This window comes from Paraclostridium sp. AKS73 (assembly GCF_025671395.1).
GTDB classification, from domain to species: domain Bacteria; phylum Bacillota; class Clostridia; order Peptostreptococcales; family Peptostreptococcaceae; genus Paraclostridium; species Paraclostridium benzoelyticum.
This window is the reverse complement of sequence record NZ_JAIXHU010000003.1, coordinates 1-15,640: the sequence shown is the minus strand read 5'-3', so window position 1 is coordinate 15,640 and position 15,640 is coordinate 1. Positions and strand designations below refer to the sequence as shown.

Genomic DNA, 15,640 nt, shown 5'->3' with positions numbered 1-15,640 from the left:
GTTTACAAGTTTTAACTTATTTGTTGCATTGATTTTTATTTTTAATATCTTAGGAAAGCTAGATGACTTTATAAGTTCAGACTACTTATCAAATATTATAGATGGAGCTTTTAAAAATAATTCGCAAAGTATGACTATTTTATTGATTGTTGCGGGACTTTTAATTTTCTTAATCATACTAAAACTTATTGCAACTGTATATTATGTTGTTAAGTACTATAACTTTACTTTATTAAAAGAGAACAACAATATAAAGATAGCTTATGGTTTATTTAGTACAAAAGAGTTTTCATTTAAAGATAATAATATAAAACTTATCAAAATTAAATCAAATCCAATAAGACAATTTTTAAATATATATGAATTAAATTTAATTATTAAAGGTTATACAGGCGAAGGAAATGAGAAAATTATAATGTATCCAATAGGATCTTTAAATGAAATTAATGATGTTATAAAAGAATTTATTCCAGAATGGAGCTTTAAAGGAACTGGGAATGGGATAGAAAAGGGTAAATTCTCTATTTTAATAAAGCCAGTTTTGTTAATTTTTATTACTTCTATAGTGTGTTATTTAATACTAAAAACACAATGGGTTTGGTTTATTAATTTAACTATTATATTAACTTTGATAAACTCTGGATTGAAAATAAGAAATTTAAATATTAGTGTGGATAATAAAAAAGTGAGAGCTGTAAACGGGGGATTATTTAGGACTATACATATTTTAAGAGGAAGAGATATACAAGCTGTTGAATTTAAAACGAATCCTATTCAATCTAAAAATAATGTAGGTAAGATTACTATTGATTATTACAGTGAATCATCAGAAGAAATAAAATTAATGTATATGAATAAAAATTATGTTGAGAAATTAATTGAAGCTTCTAAATGATAATAAAAAAGGTTGTGAGAAATCTCACAACCTTTTTTATGGGCTAGCGTATACTTATGTCTGAGCATAAGTTCCCACTGATATTTATTATAATATAAACTATTGTTAATGTAAAGAAAAAATTTTATTTTAAAAAATTTTTAAAACTGAAAACCTTGGAAAATCTATAAGATATTAATATAAAAAAATTAAAGTAAATAATATCAGATTAAGATAAATAAAAATGGTGTATATACAATATGTAGTACAATGAAAATAGTTTTATTACTATATATTGTATTTAAAATATTTATCTATTTTGCAAAGGTGGGAAAAAATGAAGTATATTAAACTCAACAATGAAGTAATAATCAAAGATAAAAATGGAAAATATCAACTAGAAAAAGATATAGAGGCATTAAATAGTTATTTAGATGAACACATTTATCCAAGAATGAAAAAGTTTAATACATTTGAAGAGCGATTAACTTTTTTATTAGAAAATAGCTATTATTCAAAAGACATAATAGATAAATACTCTATAAAATTTATAAAAGAGACTTATAAGGCGATAGAAAATGAAAATTTCTCGTTTAAATCATATATGAGTGCGAATAAATTTTATCAAAATTATGCACTTAAAAGTAATGATGGAAAAGAAATATTAGAAAACTACAATGATAAAGTTTTAATAGTTGCATTAGCATTAGGAGATGGAAATGAAGACTTAGCTTTAAATTTAGCTATAAAGCTTATAAGACAAGAATTCCAACCAGCTACACCAACATTTTTAAATGCAGGTAGACAAAGAGCTGGAGAAATGGTTTCTTGTTTTTTAATATCAGTAGAAGATAGTACAGAAGGAATATCTTATGCAGTATCTTCATCTAATCACTTATCAAAAATAGGTGGTGGAGTTGCACTGAATTTATCTAGACTTAGAGCTAGCAAGGAACCTATAAAAGATATAGATGGAGCTGCTGGAGGTGTGGTTGGAGTTGCAAAAATGTTAGAACAATCTTTTACATACTTTAATCAAATGGGAGCAAGGCAAGGAGCAGGAGCAGCTTATTTAACAGTTTTTCATCCAGATTTTGAGATGTTAATGGATACTAAAAAAATAAATGCTGATGAAAAAATAAGATTAGCATCATTATCTTTAGGTGCAATTATACCTGATAAATTTATGGAGTTAGCGGAAAAAAATGAAATTGCATATGCTTTTTATCCTCATTCTGTTTACAAAAAATATGGAGTACACTTAGATGAAATATACATGGATGAATGGTATGAAAAGCTGGTTGAAGATAATGACATAATAAAAAAGAAATAAATCCAAGACAAATGCTAACTAAAATAGCACAGATGCAACAAGAAAGTGGATATCCATATGTAGTATTTATAGATACGGCAAATAAAGAACACGTACTAAAAGATGTAGGCATGATAAAAATGTCAAATTTATGTTGCGAAATATTCCAATATCAGACACCTTCAGATATAAAAGGATATGGAGGTAATAATGTATGGGGGCAAGATATAAGTTGTAATTTAGGGTCTTTAAATATAGCAAATGTTATGGATAATAAAGATATTGAATCAACAGTGAATACAGCTATAAGAGCATTATCTTTTGTATCAGATAATACAAATATAAATGAAGTTCCAACTATAAAAAATGGAAATAAAGCATCGCATGCAATAGGACTTGGAGCAATGAATTTACATGGGTATTTAGTTAGAGAAAATATACTATATACTTCTAAAGAAGCTATAGATTTTTCAAATGTATTTTTTGCTATGATACGATATTATGCTATAAAAGCTTCCATGGAACTTTCTATAGAAAAGAAGACTACATTTGATGGATTTGAAAATTCGGAATATGCTAAAGGTATTAAAAGTAAAGTTCTTTCAAAATACTATACAGAATCTTATTTACCTAAAACAGACAAAGTAAAGTCATTATTTGAAGGTATATATATACCAACGACTAAAGACTGGGCTAACCTTTTAGATAAAGTAAAGGAAAATGGAATATATAATGCATATTTAACAGCTATAGCGCCAACACAAAGTATAAGTTATGTGCAAAATGCAACTTCGAGTATAATGCCAATTATGGAACCTGTTGAAGTTAGAACCTATGGAGATTCTACAACTATTTATCCTATGCCATTTTTAACTAATGAAAATATGCTTTATTATCAATCAGCATATAGAATGGATATGAAACATGTAATAGATGTTGTATCTACAGTTCAACAGCATGTTGACCAAGGAATATCTACTACACTATTTGTAACAGATGATAAAACAACTAGAGATATAGCTAGATATTATATATATGCATATAAAAAGGATTGAAAAGTTTATATTACACAAGAACAAAGATGACAAGAGACACAAATGAGTGTTTAATGTGTTCAGTATAGGGGGATTTTATATGACATTTAATGCAAAAGCAATACACAAAGCTGTAAACTGGAATGTTGAAGATGATGGTTTTACACAAGCGTTTTGGGATCAAAACGTAAAACAATTTTGGCTACCAGAAGAAATATCTGTTTCCAAGGATTTAAAAACTTGGGCAGATTTAAGTGAAAGTGAAAAAGAATTATACAAAAAAGTTTTAGCAGGACTTACATTATTAGATACAAAACAAGGAAATAATGGAGTTCCGTCTATGATGAGTTTAACTGATAACCTTCAAAGAAAAGCTGTTTTATCTTTTATGGGAACAATGGAAGAAATACATGCCAAAAGCTACTCATCTATATTTATGACACTTTTAACTACTCCTCAAATAGAGGACTTGTTTAATTGGATAGAAACAGAACCAACATTACAAAAAAAAGCTGACTTAATATTAGCTCAATACGAAAATACTAATGATCAAAGAAGTCTATACTTATCTATGGTAACGAGTGTGTTTTTAGAAAGTTTCTTGTTCTATTCAGGATTCTTTTACCCGTTATACTTAGCTGGTCAAGGTAAGATGGTTGCAAGTGGAGAAATAATATCTTTAATACTTAGAGATGAATCTTTACATGGCAAATATATAGGGCTTTTAGCTCAAGAAATATATGATAGTTTTAACGATGAAGATAAATTAGAGTTAAAGAACAATGTGTATAAGATATTTAAAAATTTAATGGACAATGAAATAGAGTATACAAAAAAGATTTATAACGAAAGTGGACTTGTTGAAGAAGTTATAACATTCTTACAGTATAATGCTAATAGAGCTTTAGAAAATTTAGGGTTTGATAAGTATTATGAGGTAGGAAAAATAAATCCTATAGTTTTAAATGGATTAAGCACTGAAACTAAATCACATGATTTCTTTTCAACTAAAGGTAATGGATATCAAAAAGGAATTTATGAAGAACTAGAGGATGAGGATTTTATTATATAGCAAATAAAAAGATAGGTCTAATAAGATCTATCTTTTTACTTTATATTGCGGAACAATTTTCTATCTGTTATAGTATATATATAACAAATAGAACTTATAAAGGAGGTTGAATTTATGAAAAAAGTAAAGAGTTTTTAGCTATAACATTTATATTAACTTGGGTTATAGCGTTTGGACTTATGATACAAGATGGATATAAAAATCCATATGCTATTGTAATTATAATGGGATGCATGTTTATGCCAGCTATAGGAGTTATATTAACAACGATAATAACAAAAGGTAGTATTAAAGATGTGTGGATTAAACCAAATTTAAAGGGAAATATAAAATATTACTTAATTGCATGGCTTTTACCATTTTTACTTATAATTTTGGGAATTGTAGTATATTACTTAGTATTCCCTGGAAACTTTGATGGAAGTATGAGTACAATGATAAATGCAACAAAAGAACAATTATCTTCAGCAGGGCAGTCAATACCAAGTGACAATCAATTAAAAGCAATGCTATTGACTCAAATTGCTACATCTGTTTTTGTAGCACCTATAATAAACTTTATACCATGTTTAGGAGAAGAGCTTGGGTGGAGGGGATATTTACTTCCAAACTTATTAGAAAAATTCACACCACTAAAAGCAACTATCATAAGTGGAATAATATGGGGAATATGGCATGCTCCTATGATTGCTATGGGACATAACTATGGGCTTGGATATCCTACTGCACCTTGGGGTGGAATATTTGCAATGACAATATTTTGCATATTCGCAGGTTCAATTCTTTCTTATGTAACATTGAAAACTAAAAGCTGTATACCAGCAGTTATATCACATTCTATGATAAATGGATTTGCAGGAACTGGAGTGTTGTTTATGAAAGGGAATATATCTAATCCATTTATAGGTCCTATGCCAATGGGAATTTTAGGAGGAATAGGAATTATATTAGGTGGTTTAGTATGTTATAAAATAATATCAAAAATGAATGCTAAAGGTAAATTATATAATTATTAGATAAAGTGTTTTGAAAGTAGTATATCAAATCTTTGATATACTACTTTTTATTTTATAAATAAATTTATGAAGTAGAAAGTATAGAAGCAGGGAATAGTATAACTTTAAAGTTAAAAGCTTTTAGCAAAGATATGGAGGAAAACTATCCTGGAAATTTAGATGTTAAAGTCAGTTTTAAACTAAGTGAAAATTTTCATATAAAACAAATATATAAAGCATATACAGATAAAACTACTTTAGTTAATATGACAAATCACACTTATAAGTATCTAAACGAGCTATGGATATAACTACAAATCAAGACTATGTAGTTATATATAGCATGAACTTTACTGATGAATTAACTTTATATAATAATAAAACAAAACAAAGAAGATATGGAATCTGTTTTGAAACACAGGCTCCTCCAATAGGACATAATATGTGTTTTTTAGAAAATTCAATTCTTAATAAAGGAAGTATATACAATCAGGTTACAGAGTATAAAATCTATAATATTAATGATTAAACAGTGTATCATAAAGAAAAATAAAAAATAAAAAATGATTAAGTGTCTATTATAAGTGGTGAAAATGCTACAGTAATAGACGTTTTTTTTGCTTATTTAATTTATGAAAACATTTTCAAAATGATATACAAATAAAAATATGTTGCATTAATTGGATATAGTGTGATATATTAATAAAAAAGGATAACCGGTAACCCTAAAAATAGTACACTATACTAAAATTTTGGGAGGGGATTTATGTGGTAACAATTAAGGATATAGCGGATTTAGCAGGGGTATCAAAAACTACAGTATCAAAAGTGTTAAACAATAAAGATGAAAAAATAAGCGATACTACACGAAAAAAAATTTTAGATATAGTAAAAGAAAAGAACTATAGACCTAATAAAATGGCTCAAAGTTTAGTAACAAAGAAAACTAAAACTATAGGAATTATTATTCCAGATATAAGAAACCCATTTTTACAGATATAGTTAGGGGCGCAGAAGACAAGGCTGTTAAAGAAGGATATAATATTATCCTTTGCAACACAGATGAAAATGTAGAAAAAGAAATAAAAGCATTCAATACATTAGCAGATAAATGGTAGATGGAATTATATTTGCTCCATCTTCTAAAATAGATTTAAATTCAAAAGAGTATAACTTATCAACTAAACCAATCGTTTTAGTTGATAAAAATTAGATATTAAAAACTTAAAAGGTATCGTAAGTTTAGACAATGAAGAAGGAACTTATTTAGAAACTAATCACCTAGTAGAAAATAATCATAAAAAAATACTTTATCTAAGTGGACCTTTAAAAAATGAAATTGCGAGAGATAGATTAAAAGGTTATAAAAAAGCTTTAAAAGAAGCAAATATTGAATATGATGAAAAATTAGTATTACAAGGTGAATATTCTTTAGATTGGGGATATGAAATAATCCAAAGTTTAAAAGATATAAACTTTACGGCTATATGTGCAGCTAATGATTTAATAGCAATAGGAGCTATCAAAGCTTTAAAAGAAAGAAATATACATATACCAAAAGACATAAGCGTGGTTGGATTTGATGATATTCAAACTTCAAGTATAATTGAACCGCAACTTACAACTATAAATCAGAATTCATATGATATGGGATATGAATCAGCTAATATATTAATAAAAAATTTAGAAAAAAAAGAAGTTAATGATATAGAAAAAATGATTTTTAAGCCAGAACTTATAATAAGAAATTCTACATCTCAAAAACTTTAGAGGAGGACGATTATGAAAAAAATATGTGTAATAGGTAGTTTAAACATGGACTTAGTAGTGAATGTTGATAACATGCCTAAAAAAGGACAAACATTAATAGGAAGCGACTTTAAGGAAGTACCAGGTGGAAAAGGTGCAAATCAAGCTGTAGCAATGGCAAGACTTGGTGGAGATGTAACTATGATTGGTAAAGTTGGGACAGATAGCTTTGGACAAACTTTAATAGATGCATTAAAAAATGATAATGTAAATACAACTTACGTACATAAAGAAGATGGTCCGACTGGAGTTGCGATGATAACTGTTGATAAAAATGCAGAAAATTCAATAGTAGTAGCACCAGGAGCAAACTTTAAAGTAAAAGAAAATGATATAGATAAAAATATTGATGCTATAAAAAATAGTGATATAGTAGTAGTTCAACTTGAAACACCACTTGAAACTATAAAATATGCACTAAAATCAGCTAAAAATTTAGGTAAATATACAATTTTAAATCCAGCACCTGCTGTTAAATTAGAAGATTCAATAATCAAGAATGTAGATTTACTTACACCTAATGAAACAGAGTTAGAGATATTAAGTGGAGTAAGCATAAATTGTGAAGATGATATATTAAAAGCTGCTCAAACTATGATTGAAAAAGGTGTTAAAGAATTAATTGTAACATTAGGATCTAAAGGAAGTTTATACATAAATAAAGAAACATCTATGTTTAAAAAATCATATAAAGTAGATGCAGTAGATACTACAGCAGCAGGAGATAGTTATACTGGAGCTTTATCTGTAGCTTTCTCAAAAGGAGAAAATATAGAGGCTGCTATAGATTTTGCATCAAGAGTGGGAGCTTTATGTGTTACTAAAGAAGGTGCACAAAGTTCATTGCCAACTTTAGAAGAAGTTGAAAAATTTAGGGGGTAAGGACATGAAAAAAGGCAAATTATTAAATAGTGAGATTTCATCTGTTATATCTCAAATGGGACATACAGATAGTTTAACTATAGGAGATTGTGGTCTTCCTATACCAAAAGATGTAAAAAGAATAGACTTAGCTCTGAAATATGGAGTTCCAAGTTTTTTAGATACATTAGATACAGTACTTGAAGAATTATGTGTAGAAGAAATAATAATAGCTGAAGAAATAAAAGAAGCAGCAGAACAAATGTATAAAGAAATATTAAATAGATTTGAAAATGTAAAAGTTACAATGGTAAAACATGAAGAGTTTAAAGTTATGACAAAGGATTCTCATGCTGTAATAAGAACTGGAGAATGTACTCCATACTCAAATATAATATTAAAATCAGGCGTTGTATTTTAGAAAAATTTTGTAAATCGAAAGGAGCACCTATATGAACAATCCAATTTTGCAGATGAAAAATATAGTTAAAGAGTTCCCTGGAGTTAAAGCACTAGATGGAGTTAACTTAGAACTTTATCCAGGTAAAGTAATGGCTTTAATGGGGGAAAATGGTGCAGGTAAATCAACACTTATGAAGGTCTTAAGTGGTGTTTACAAAAAAGATGGTGGACAAATATTCTACAATGGAAACTTAGAGGATATAAAAGGACCAAAAGATGCACAAGAAAAAGGTATAGCAATAATACATCAAGAGTTAAATTTAATACAAGATTTAACTATAGGTGAAAATATATTTTTAGGAAGAGAACCTAAAAAAGGATTTAAAATAGACTTTAAAAAGCTGTATGCAGAATCAGATAAATATTTAAATAAACTAAATATAAAAACTAGTTCAAAAGAATTAGTTGGTAATTTAAGTTTAGGACAACAACAATGGTAGAAATAGCTAAAGCTTTATCTTTAGATGCAAAAATAATTATAATGGATGAACCAACAGATGCTCTTACGGATAAAGAAACAGAAAGCCTGTTTAAAGTAATAGAAGATTTAAGAAACGAAGGAAAAGCAATAGTATATATATCTCATAGATTGAAAGAAATATTTGAAATATGTGATTACATAACAGTTCTAAGAGACGGTAAATATGTAGGTAGTGAAGAAATCTGCAATTTAGACGAAGACAAAATGATAGAAATGATGGTTGGAAGAAAACTTACAGATCAATTTCCAAGACATGAAATTGAAAAAGGAAATATTGTATTAGATGTGAAAAATCTTTCAAATAGATATGTAGACAATGTATCTTTTAATGTTAGAAGTGGAGAGATTATAGGGATTGCAGGTCTTATGGGAGCGGGAAGAACAGAACTTGCAAAAACTATATATGGACACATAAGAAAAGAAAGTGGACAAGTTATTGTAAATGGTAAAGAGGTAACTAATAAGTCGGCAAAAGATGGATTAAAAAATAAAATAGCATATGTATCTGAGGATAGAAAAGGAGATGGTTTAATTCTTTCACTATCTGTTAGAGAAAATATGACAATATCATCATTAAATAGTTTATCTAGCATGTTTAGATTAAATAAAACTAAAGAAAATGAACAAGTAAAAGACTATATAAAAAATGAATATAAAAACTCCAACTGAAGAACAAATAATTAAAAACTTAAGTGGAGGAAATCAACAAAAGGTTGCAATAGCTAAGGCTCTAATGACAGACCCTGATGTACTTATACTTGATGAACCAACTCGTGGAGTTGACGTTGGTGCAAAAAAAGAAATATATGATCTTATAAATAAATTTAAAAGTCAAGGGAAAGCAGTAATAATGATATCTTCTGAAATGCCAGAAATACTTGGGCTAAGTGATAGAATATTAGTTTTAAGTCAAGGTAGATTAACTGGAGAGCTAGATATTAAAGATGCAACTCAAGAAAGTATATTAAAATATGCAGTTACAGTGAAGGAGGCTTAATTATGCAAGCTAAAGTGAGTCAAGAAAATAAACAAATGGATTTAAAAAGTATATTAATAAAGTACAAATCATTAGTTGGATTATTATTATTAATAGTTGTAGTTTCAATACTAAGTCCATCATTTTTAAGTAGTAGAAACATATTGAATATACTTAGACAAACATCTGTAAATGCTATAATTGCAGCAGGTATGACGTTTGTAATTTTAACAGGAGGAATTGATCTTTCTGTAGGATCTGTTCTTGCTTTAAGTGGGGCTTTTGCAGCATCTCTTTTAGCATCAGGACAAAGTATAGTAGTTGCTGTTATAGCAGCTATAGTATGTGGAGCAGCAGTAGGATTTTTAAATGGATTTGTAATATCTAAAGGAAAATTACAACCATTTATAGCAACACTTGCAACAATGACAATACTTAGAGGTGTAACATTAGTATTTACAGATGGAAAACCTATAACTCTAGGAAGCAATGGTTTAGCAATGGCATTTGGGAAAATAGGTGGAGGAACAGTATTTGGAATACCATCACCAGTTATCATAACTATATTAGTATTTGTAGCATGTTATTATATATTAAACCACACTAAAATGGGTAGATATACATATGCATTAGGTGGAAATGAAGAAGCAACTAAGTTATCAGGACTTAACACAGATAAAATAAAAATATGGGTATACACTATAAGTGGTATATTATCAGCAATAGCAGGTATTATAATAACTTCAAGATTATACTCAGCTCAACCTACAGCAGGTACAGGGTATGAACTAGATGCAATAGCAGCAGTTGTACTTGGAGGAACAAAGCTTACTGGAGGAAAGGGTAAAATAAGTGGAACGATAATAGGTGCACTTATAATAGGTGTTTTAAGTAATGCTCTTAACATATTAGATGTATCATCTTATTATCAAATGATGGTTAAAGGTATAGTTATATTAATAGCTGTACTATTAGATAGAAAAAGTAACTAAGAAAGGAAGATAGGAATGAAAAAATTTCTTTCAATAATGATGACTATAGTTTTATCAAGTTTTATGTTGGTAGGATGTAGCCAAAAAGAAGACGGAACTAAAAAAATAGGACTTATAGTATCAACACTAAATAATCCTTTCTTTGTAGATTTAAAAAAAGGTGTTGAAAAAGAAGCAAAAAAACTTGGATATGAAGTCGTAGTATTAGATTCTCAAAATGATCCGGCAAAAGAAGTATCTAACATGGAAGATATAACTGTTAAAAATGTAGATTTAGTATTACTAAATCCTGTTGATTCAGATTCAGCAGTAGCATCAGTTATGATTGCCAATAATGCAGATTTACCAGTTATGACTGTAGATAGAATTGCAAATGGTGGTAAAGTGACATCTCATATTGCATCAGACAATATAGCTGGTGGAGATATGGCTGCTAAGTTTTTAATTGATAAATTAGGTAATAAAGGAAACATTGTTGAACTTGAAGGTATAGCTGGATCATCAGCAACAAGAGATAGAGGTAAAGGATTTGAAGATGGAATAAAAGGAAGTAACTTAAAAATTGTATCAAAACAATCGGCAGATTTGATAGAACAAAGGGACTTACTGTTATGGAAAACATCATTCAATCTCAAGGGAAAATAGATGCAGTATTTGCACAAAATGATGAAATGGCTTTAGGAGCATCAAAAGCACTTGCAGATGCAAATATGAAAGATGTTTTAGTTGTAGGGTTTGATGCAACAGATGATGCTGTAGATGCAGTTAAAAAAGGTGATATGGCAGCGACAGTAGCTCAACAACCAATAATTATAGGTGAAACAGCAGTAAAAGAGGCTAATAAATATTTACAAGGTGAAAAGGTAAAAGATTTCGTACCTGTTAAATTACAGTTAGTAAAAAAATAAAAAAAATACTAAGATGATTTTATCATCTTAGTATTTTTTATTCCTTCTTACATTGAAGTTTTGTTATGCTATAATACTAAATGAATTAGTAACTTATAAAATTGGAGGTAAGACTATGAAGCATAAAATTATAAAAAAACAAAATATAAGTAGTAATTGCGTAGTTTGTGGAGTTGATAATGATTTAAGTCTTAAAGCTAATTTTTATGAACTAGATAATAATGAATTATTAGCAATATGTGATACTAAAGAGTGGCACCAAAGTTATCCCGGAAGAATGCATGGTGGTATGTCTGCTGCAATATTAGATGAAACTATAGGTAGAGCTATAACTATGTTAGATGGAGAAGTTTGGGGAGTTACTGTTTCTCTAGATTTAAAGTATAAAAAGCCTGTCCCAACAGATTGCACTATAAAAGTAGTTGGAAGAATAACTAGAGATACTAGAAAGTTATTTGAAGGAACTGGAGAAATTATATTACCGAATGGTGAAGTAGCTGTAACTGCAAAAGGAAAATATATGAAGTTGCCGGTAAGTAGAATTATAGAAGACGAAGATGATTTAGCAAGAGAATGGTTAGAGGCAGAAAATGAGGAAGACATGGAATACATAGAATTATAAAAATTATACTTAAATTTATTTATTAAATGGAGTATTAAAAAATAAGTAGCTAAGGATTAGATTATAAGTTTTATAATTTTGTAATCTAAATAAAAATTATAGTCTAATCCTATGAGACTTGTTATTTTAATACTCCTTTTTGTTATCTATTTCCAAGATATAATAGCGTCTTTTCTAGGTACAGTTCTTTGGTACTTTACACTAGGGTATCCAATTATCATACAATTAACTATATGCTGATTTTCAGAAAGACCTAAGAATCTCATGATTTCTTTGTTTTCTTGAGCTGCTTTTATAAAAAATCCACTAAAGAATGTTCCAAGGCCTAAGGCATTAGTCATAAGTTCCATATTGGAAGATGCTAGAGATGCATTAACAGGTGAATCAGAAACTACTAGAATTACTGCTGGAGCATTAAAGAATAAACCATCTCTTCCAGTAGGATTAGCTTTATAAGCATTGTACATATTAATCCACATCTTTGCATATCTTTCAAAAGGTTTTGTTTCATCATTTAAATTTTCTAATAAATTTGTTCCTAAATTGTATAAGCTATCAAAGGCCATTTCTTTTAATTTCTCTATATTATCTTTTACAACTACATAAGAAACATTTTGAGAGTTAGTAGAAGTTTGAGTGAATCGTCCTGCTTCTATAATTTTATTTATTTTTCAATTTCAACGTCTTGTTTCTTGAAATGTCTAACACTTCTTCTGAATTTTATGAAATTAAGTAAATTATCTTCATTTATAGTAAAACTATCTTTATCATAATCTAAAACTTCGTCCATATTATAATCATCTGTTGATACTGCATTTTTAGGACAGATTGCTATGCAATGTCCACATTTAAAGCAACTAACATTTTTAATTTGAGCTTTGCCATCAACAAGCTCTATATCATTAACAATACAATCTTTTACGCAAAGGCTACACCCTATACATAAATCCTTATCTACTTTCATCATAATTAATACCTCCTAAAAATAAAAGTTTTGACTAATCAATAAATAAAATTTATAATTCTATATGACTATCAAGTATGTTTGAATTTGATTTATACTGATTATACCATCATAAAAATAATTATGTCTAATTAAAATTTTTCATATAACTATAACTTTTGGTTATAAAAAGGAGCGTATTATGAATTTACAACAATTAGAGTATTTTAAGGTTATAGCTGAAACAGAAAATTTCACAAAGGCTTCGAAAGAACTTTCAGTAACTCAACCGGCACTAAGCAAGGCTATTTCCAAATTAGAAGAAGAGTTGAAAGTTTCACTTTTGAGAAAAAGGGTAGAAATATAAAGCTTACAGAATATGGAGAGGTATTTAACATATTCTAATAAAGCTTTGATTGAGATAGAAAATGGAATTAAAACTATAGGGAACATGCTTACTGAAAAAAATGAAACTATATTTATATCATCTACACCAAGGATAGGTGGATATTTTATGCATCTTATAATAAGTGATTTTTTAAATGAATATCCAAATGTAAAGTTTCAATTTAACCAGCAGTCAGCCCAAGAAGTTATAAATGATTTAAGTATAGGAAATATTGATATAGGATTTTATGATAGTAAAGATATAGATGAAAACAAATCTGAGATTGAATCTATACCTGTCAAAAAACAAGATTATGTTTTAATAGTACCCAAAAAACATAAATTTGCAAGTAGAAACGAAATATCTTTAAAAGAATTAAAAAATGAATCTTTTATAGCATTTTGTGAGAATAGTAAAGAAAAACTTATGTCATATACTGAAATATTGGGATATGCACCTAAAATTTCAATTCAGCCAGATGGGGCAAATATTGGAAGCGCAGTAGAGGGCTTAGTATCTATGGGAGCTGGGATTTCTATAGTACCAAATACACCTATGATTAATGGTAATACCTTATCAATTATAAAGATAAAGGAAGAAATAAAAGAGAGAACTATATATATGGGGATTTCAAAAAATCTAAAATTAGTAAAGTAGCTACAAAGTTTAAAGAATATGTAATTAGTTCAGCTAATATTTAAAAAATTAAAAAATGCAATTTTAAATTATGGAAATTAAATTTAAATAAAATTTATGGTTTATATTTTTGGTTTAATGAAATCATATTAATGTATATGAATAATATGATTAGCATAGGAGGAAAAAATGAAAAATAAAGTTGTGATTATTGGAACTGGAATGGTGGGCATGAGTTACGCTTATTCAATGGTAAATCAAGGGACTTGTGAAGAATTAGTTTTAATTGATATAGATAAGGATAGAGCTCAAGGTGAAGCTATGGATTTAAACCATGGACTTAACTTTGGAGATAGAATAATGAAAATATATGCAGGTGATTATAAAGATTGTTCTGATGCATATATAATATGCATTACAGCGGGTGCCATTCAAAATGAAGGAGAAACTAGATTAGATTTATTAAACAAAAACACTAAGATAATGAAAAATATAATAGGTAATATAAAAGAATCTGGATTTAATGGCATATTATTGATTGCAACAAATCCGGTTGATATAATGACATATGTTGCATGTAAATTATCAGGTTATGAAAAAGGGAAAGTTATTGGGTCAGGAACTACTCTAGATTCATCTAGACTTAGATATATGTTAAGTGAGAAGTTAGATGTTAACTCTAAAAATATACATGCTTATGTAATGGGAGAGCATGGAGACTCTCAATTTGTTGCGTGGAGTTATGCATTACAAGGAGTTCAGCCTATATATCAAATAGCATCTAAACATAGCAATCTAAGTTTTGATGACCTTGATAAAATTGAAGATGAAGTTAGAAATGTTGCTTATGAGATAATAAAAAGAAAGAAATCAACGTACTATGGAATTGGAATGGCTTTAACAGCTATAACAAAAGCTATCTTAGAAAATGAAAATAGTATTTTGACGGTATCATCGTATTTAAGAGGAGAGTATGGTCATAATGATGTATACATAGCTGTACCTAGTGTAGTAAATAAAAATGGAGTTGAAAGAGTTATAGAATTAGCATTAGACAAAGAAGAAAAATCAAAGTTTGATAAATCTATATGTATAATGAAGGAAAATATTGATAAAATAGATTTCAAATAATTAGATTACTTATTAAATAGAAAAAAGAAATTAAAGGAGTATGATGTTGCATACTCCTTTTTTATTTGAAATTAAAAAAGAATAGAAAAAATTTTCAAAAAAGGTAGAATTCTAACTATCTTCTGCATATAATTAAAGTATAAT

General features: G+C 28.1%; 21 protein-coding genes and 1 pseudogene. 20 read left to right on the top strand and 2 right to left on the bottom strand.

What is annotated here, in order from left to right; translation table 11 throughout:
* Positions 1-28 precede the first annotated feature (28 nt).
* The 17 genes and pseudogenes from LEQ07_RS02675 (at position 29) to LEQ07_RS02605 (ending at position 12,398) form a co-directional block, all read left to right on the top strand.
* Positions 29-895, top strand: a complete 867-nt coding sequence (locus LEQ07_RS02675) for a PH domain-containing protein (protein ID WP_263329421.1) — start codon at positions 29-31, stop codon at positions 893-895.
* Between the two features lie 316 nt (positions 896-1,211).
* Positions 1,212-3,309 (top strand): annotated as a pseudogene (gene nrdE, locus LEQ07_RS22360) (class 1b ribonucleoside-diphosphate reductase subunit alpha).
* A gap of 11 nt (positions 3,310-3,320) precedes the next feature.
* Entirely contained in the window at positions 3,321-4,292 is a 972-nt protein-coding gene (gene nrdF / locus LEQ07_RS02660; protein WP_046823039.1) for a class 1b ribonucleoside-diphosphate reductase subunit beta, read from the top strand.
* A 179-nt stretch (positions 4,293-4,471) separates the two neighbouring features.
* The gene (locus LEQ07_RS02655) at positions 4,472-5,308 is read left to right on the top strand and encodes a CPBP family intramembrane glutamic endopeptidase (protein WP_263329418.1); all 837 of its coding nucleotides are present in this window, start codon (positions 4,472-4,474) and stop codon (positions 5,306-5,308) included.
* Positions 5,309-5,370: 62 nt separating this feature from the next.
* A complete protein-coding gene (locus LEQ07_RS02650) occupies positions 5,371-5,598 on the top strand; it encodes an aldose epimerase family protein (RefSeq protein ID WP_317851995.1) in 228 nt (75 codons plus the stop codon).
* A complete protein-coding gene (locus LEQ07_RS02645; protein ID WP_263329417.1) occupies positions 5,589-5,816 on the top strand; it encodes a hypothetical protein in 228 nt (75 codons plus the stop codon). Before LEQ07_RS02650 ends, LEQ07_RS02645 begins: the two co-directional genes overlap by 10 nt.
* Before the next feature lie 239 nt (positions 5,817-6,055).
* Positions 6,056-6,289: a LacI family DNA-binding transcriptional regulator gene (locus LEQ07_RS02640; protein WP_263329416.1), complete on the top strand. Its 234-nt coding sequence runs from the start codon at positions 6,056-6,058 to the stop codon at positions 6,287-6,289.
* A 213-nt stretch (positions 6,290-6,502) separates the two neighbouring features.
* Positions 6,503-7,057: a substrate-binding domain-containing protein gene (locus LEQ07_RS02635; protein WP_317851994.1), complete on the top strand. Its 555-nt coding sequence runs from the start codon at positions 6,503-6,505 to the stop codon at positions 7,055-7,057.
* Between the two features lie 12 nt (positions 7,058-7,069).
* A complete protein-coding gene (gene rbsK / locus LEQ07_RS02630; protein ID WP_046823046.1) occupies positions 7,070-7,978 on the top strand; it encodes a ribokinase in 909 nt (302 codons plus the stop codon).
* A 4-nt stretch (positions 7,979-7,982) separates the two neighbouring features.
* Positions 7,983-8,378 (top strand): D-ribose pyranase, encoded by a 396-nt coding sequence (rbsD, locus tag LEQ07_RS02625; protein WP_046823047.1) that lies wholly within the window; start codon positions 7,983-7,985, stop codon positions 8,376-8,378.
* Positions 8,379-8,409: 31 nt separating this feature from the next.
* The gene (locus LEQ07_RS20560) at positions 8,410-8,859 is read left to right on the top strand and encodes an ATP-binding cassette domain-containing protein (RefSeq protein ID WP_332842858.1); all 450 of its coding nucleotides are present in this window, start codon (positions 8,410-8,412) and stop codon (positions 8,857-8,859) included.
* Entirely contained in the window at positions 8,853-9,569 is a 717-nt protein-coding gene (locus LEQ07_RS20555; protein WP_332842857.1) for an ATP-binding cassette domain-containing protein, read from the top strand. The genes LEQ07_RS20560 and LEQ07_RS20555 overlap by 7 nt, the downstream gene beginning before the upstream one ends.
* Positions 9,547-9,897 carry an ATP-binding cassette domain-containing protein gene (locus LEQ07_RS20550; RefSeq protein ID WP_332842856.1) on the top strand — a complete coding sequence of 117 codons (351 nt, stop codon included), beginning with the start codon at positions 9,547-9,549 and terminating at the stop codon, positions 9,895-9,897. Before LEQ07_RS20555 ends, LEQ07_RS20550 begins: the two co-directional genes overlap by 23 nt.
* 2 nt (positions 9,898-9,899) lie before the next feature.
* Positions 9,900-10,868 carry a ribose ABC transporter permease gene (gene rbsC, locus LEQ07_RS02615; RefSeq protein ID WP_021430551.1) on the top strand — a complete coding sequence of 323 codons (969 nt, stop codon included), beginning with the start codon at positions 9,900-9,902 and terminating at the stop codon, positions 10,866-10,868.
* A gap of 15 nt (positions 10,869-10,883) precedes the next feature.
* Positions 10,884-11,513: a substrate-binding domain-containing protein gene (locus tag LEQ07_RS02610; RefSeq protein WP_317851989.1), complete on the top strand. Its 630-nt coding sequence runs from the start codon at positions 10,884-10,886 to the stop codon at positions 11,511-11,513.
* Positions 11,480-11,776: a substrate-binding domain-containing protein gene (locus LEQ07_RS22815; RefSeq protein ID WP_317851988.1), complete on the top strand. Its 297-nt coding sequence runs from the start codon at positions 11,480-11,482 to the stop codon at positions 11,774-11,776. Before LEQ07_RS02610 ends, LEQ07_RS22815 begins: the two co-directional genes overlap by 34 nt.
* A gap of 115 nt (positions 11,777-11,891) precedes the next feature.
* Complete coding sequence (locus LEQ07_RS02605) at positions 11,892-12,398, top strand: PaaI family thioesterase (RefSeq protein ID WP_021430553.1); 507 nt, start codon at positions 11,892-11,894, stop codon at positions 12,396-12,398.
* 146 nt (positions 12,399-12,544) lie between these two features.
* On the opposite strand, the gene LEQ07_RS20545 is transcribed toward LEQ07_RS02605, so the two are convergent.
* Both LEQ07_RS20545 and LEQ07_RS20540 read right to left on the bottom strand, forming a co-directional pair.
* Positions 12,545-13,054, bottom strand: coding sequence for a nitroreductase family protein (locus LEQ07_RS20545; RefSeq protein WP_332842882.1), 510 nt, complete (start codon positions 13,052-13,054; stop codon positions 12,545-12,547).
* Positions 13,055-13,062: 8 nt separating this feature from the next.
* The gene (locus LEQ07_RS20540) at positions 13,063-13,365 is read right to left on the bottom strand and encodes a 4Fe-4S dicluster domain-containing protein (RefSeq protein WP_332842855.1); all 303 of its coding nucleotides are present in this window, start codon (positions 13,363-13,365) and stop codon (positions 13,063-13,065) included.
* 178 nt (positions 13,366-13,543) lie between these two features.
* Here LEQ07_RS20540 and LEQ07_RS02595 point away from each other — a divergent pair, with 178 nt between their 5' ends.
* The 3 genes from LEQ07_RS02595 (at position 13,544) to LEQ07_RS02585 (ending at position 15,496) form a co-directional block, all read left to right on the top strand.
* On the top strand, positions 13,544-13,708 hold the full coding sequence (locus tag LEQ07_RS02595; protein ID WP_263329415.1) for a helix-turn-helix domain-containing protein: 165 nt from the start codon (positions 13,544-13,546) through the stop codon (positions 13,706-13,708).
* A gap of 12 nt (positions 13,709-13,720) precedes the next feature.
* Entirely contained in the window at positions 13,721-14,386 is a 666-nt protein-coding gene (locus LEQ07_RS02590; protein ID WP_263329414.1) for a LysR substrate-binding domain-containing protein, read from the top strand.
* A gap of 168 nt (positions 14,387-14,554) precedes the next feature.
* Complete coding sequence (locus tag LEQ07_RS02585) at positions 14,555-15,496, top strand: L-lactate dehydrogenase (RefSeq protein ID WP_046823052.1); 942 nt, start codon at positions 14,555-14,557, stop codon at positions 15,494-15,496.
* Positions 15,497-15,640 lie beyond the last annotated feature (144 nt).

Bases quoted from the DNA above. Each gene is read 5' to 3' on its own strand.
- nrdF (WP_046823039.1), top strand. From the start codon at position 3,321: ATGACATTTAATGCAAAAGCAATACACAAAGCTGTAAACTGGAATGTT.
- LEQ07_RS02655 (WP_263329418.1), top strand. From the start codon at position 4,472: ATGATACAAGATGGATATAAAAATCCATATGCTATTGTAATTATAATG.
- LEQ07_RS02645 (WP_263329417.1), top strand. From the start codon at position 5,589: ATGGATATAACTACAAATCAAGACTATGTAGTTATATATAGCATGAAC.
- rbsK (WP_046823046.1), top strand. From the start codon at position 7,070: ATGAAAAAAATATGTGTAATAGGTAGTTTAAACATGGACTTAGTAGTG.
- rbsD (WP_046823047.1), top strand. From the start codon at position 7,983: ATGAAAAAAGGCAAATTATTAAATAGTGAGATTTCATCTGTTATATCT.
- LEQ07_RS20560 (WP_332842858.1), top strand. From the start codon at position 8,410: ATGAACAATCCAATTTTGCAGATGAAAAATATAGTTAAAGAGTTCCCT.
- LEQ07_RS20555 (WP_332842857.1), top strand. From the start codon at position 8,853: ATGGTAGAAATAGCTAAAGCTTTATCTTTAGATGCAAAAATAATTATA.
- LEQ07_RS20550 (WP_332842856.1), top strand. From the start codon at position 9,547: ATGAATATAAAAACTCCAACTGAAGAACAAATAATTAAAAACTTAAGT.
- rbsC (WP_021430551.1), top strand. From the start codon at position 9,900: ATGCAAGCTAAAGTGAGTCAAGAAAATAAACAAATGGATTTAAAAAGT.
- LEQ07_RS02610 (WP_317851989.1), top strand. From the start codon at position 10,884: ATGAAAAAATTTCTTTCAATAATGATGACTATAGTTTTATCAAGTTTT.
- LEQ07_RS22815 (WP_317851988.1), top strand. From the start codon at position 11,480: ATGGAAAACATCATTCAATCTCAAGGGAAAATAGATGCAGTATTTGCA.
- LEQ07_RS02605 (WP_021430553.1), top strand. From the start codon at position 11,892: ATGAAGCATAAAATTATAAAAAAACAAAATATAAGTAGTAATTGCGTA.
- LEQ07_RS20540 (WP_332842855.1), bottom strand. From the start codon at position 13,365: ATGATGAAAGTAGATAAGGATTTATGTATAGGGTGTAGCCTTTGCGTA.
- LEQ07_RS02595 (WP_263329415.1), top strand. From the start codon at position 13,544: ATGAATTTACAACAATTAGAGTATTTTAAGGTTATAGCTGAAACAGAA.
- LEQ07_RS02590 (WP_263329414.1), top strand. From the start codon at position 13,721: ATGGAGAGGTATTTAACATATTCTAATAAAGCTTTGATTGAGATAGAA.
- LEQ07_RS02585 (WP_046823052.1), top strand. From the start codon at position 14,555: ATGAAAAATAAAGTTGTGATTATTGGAACTGGAATGGTGGGCATGAGT.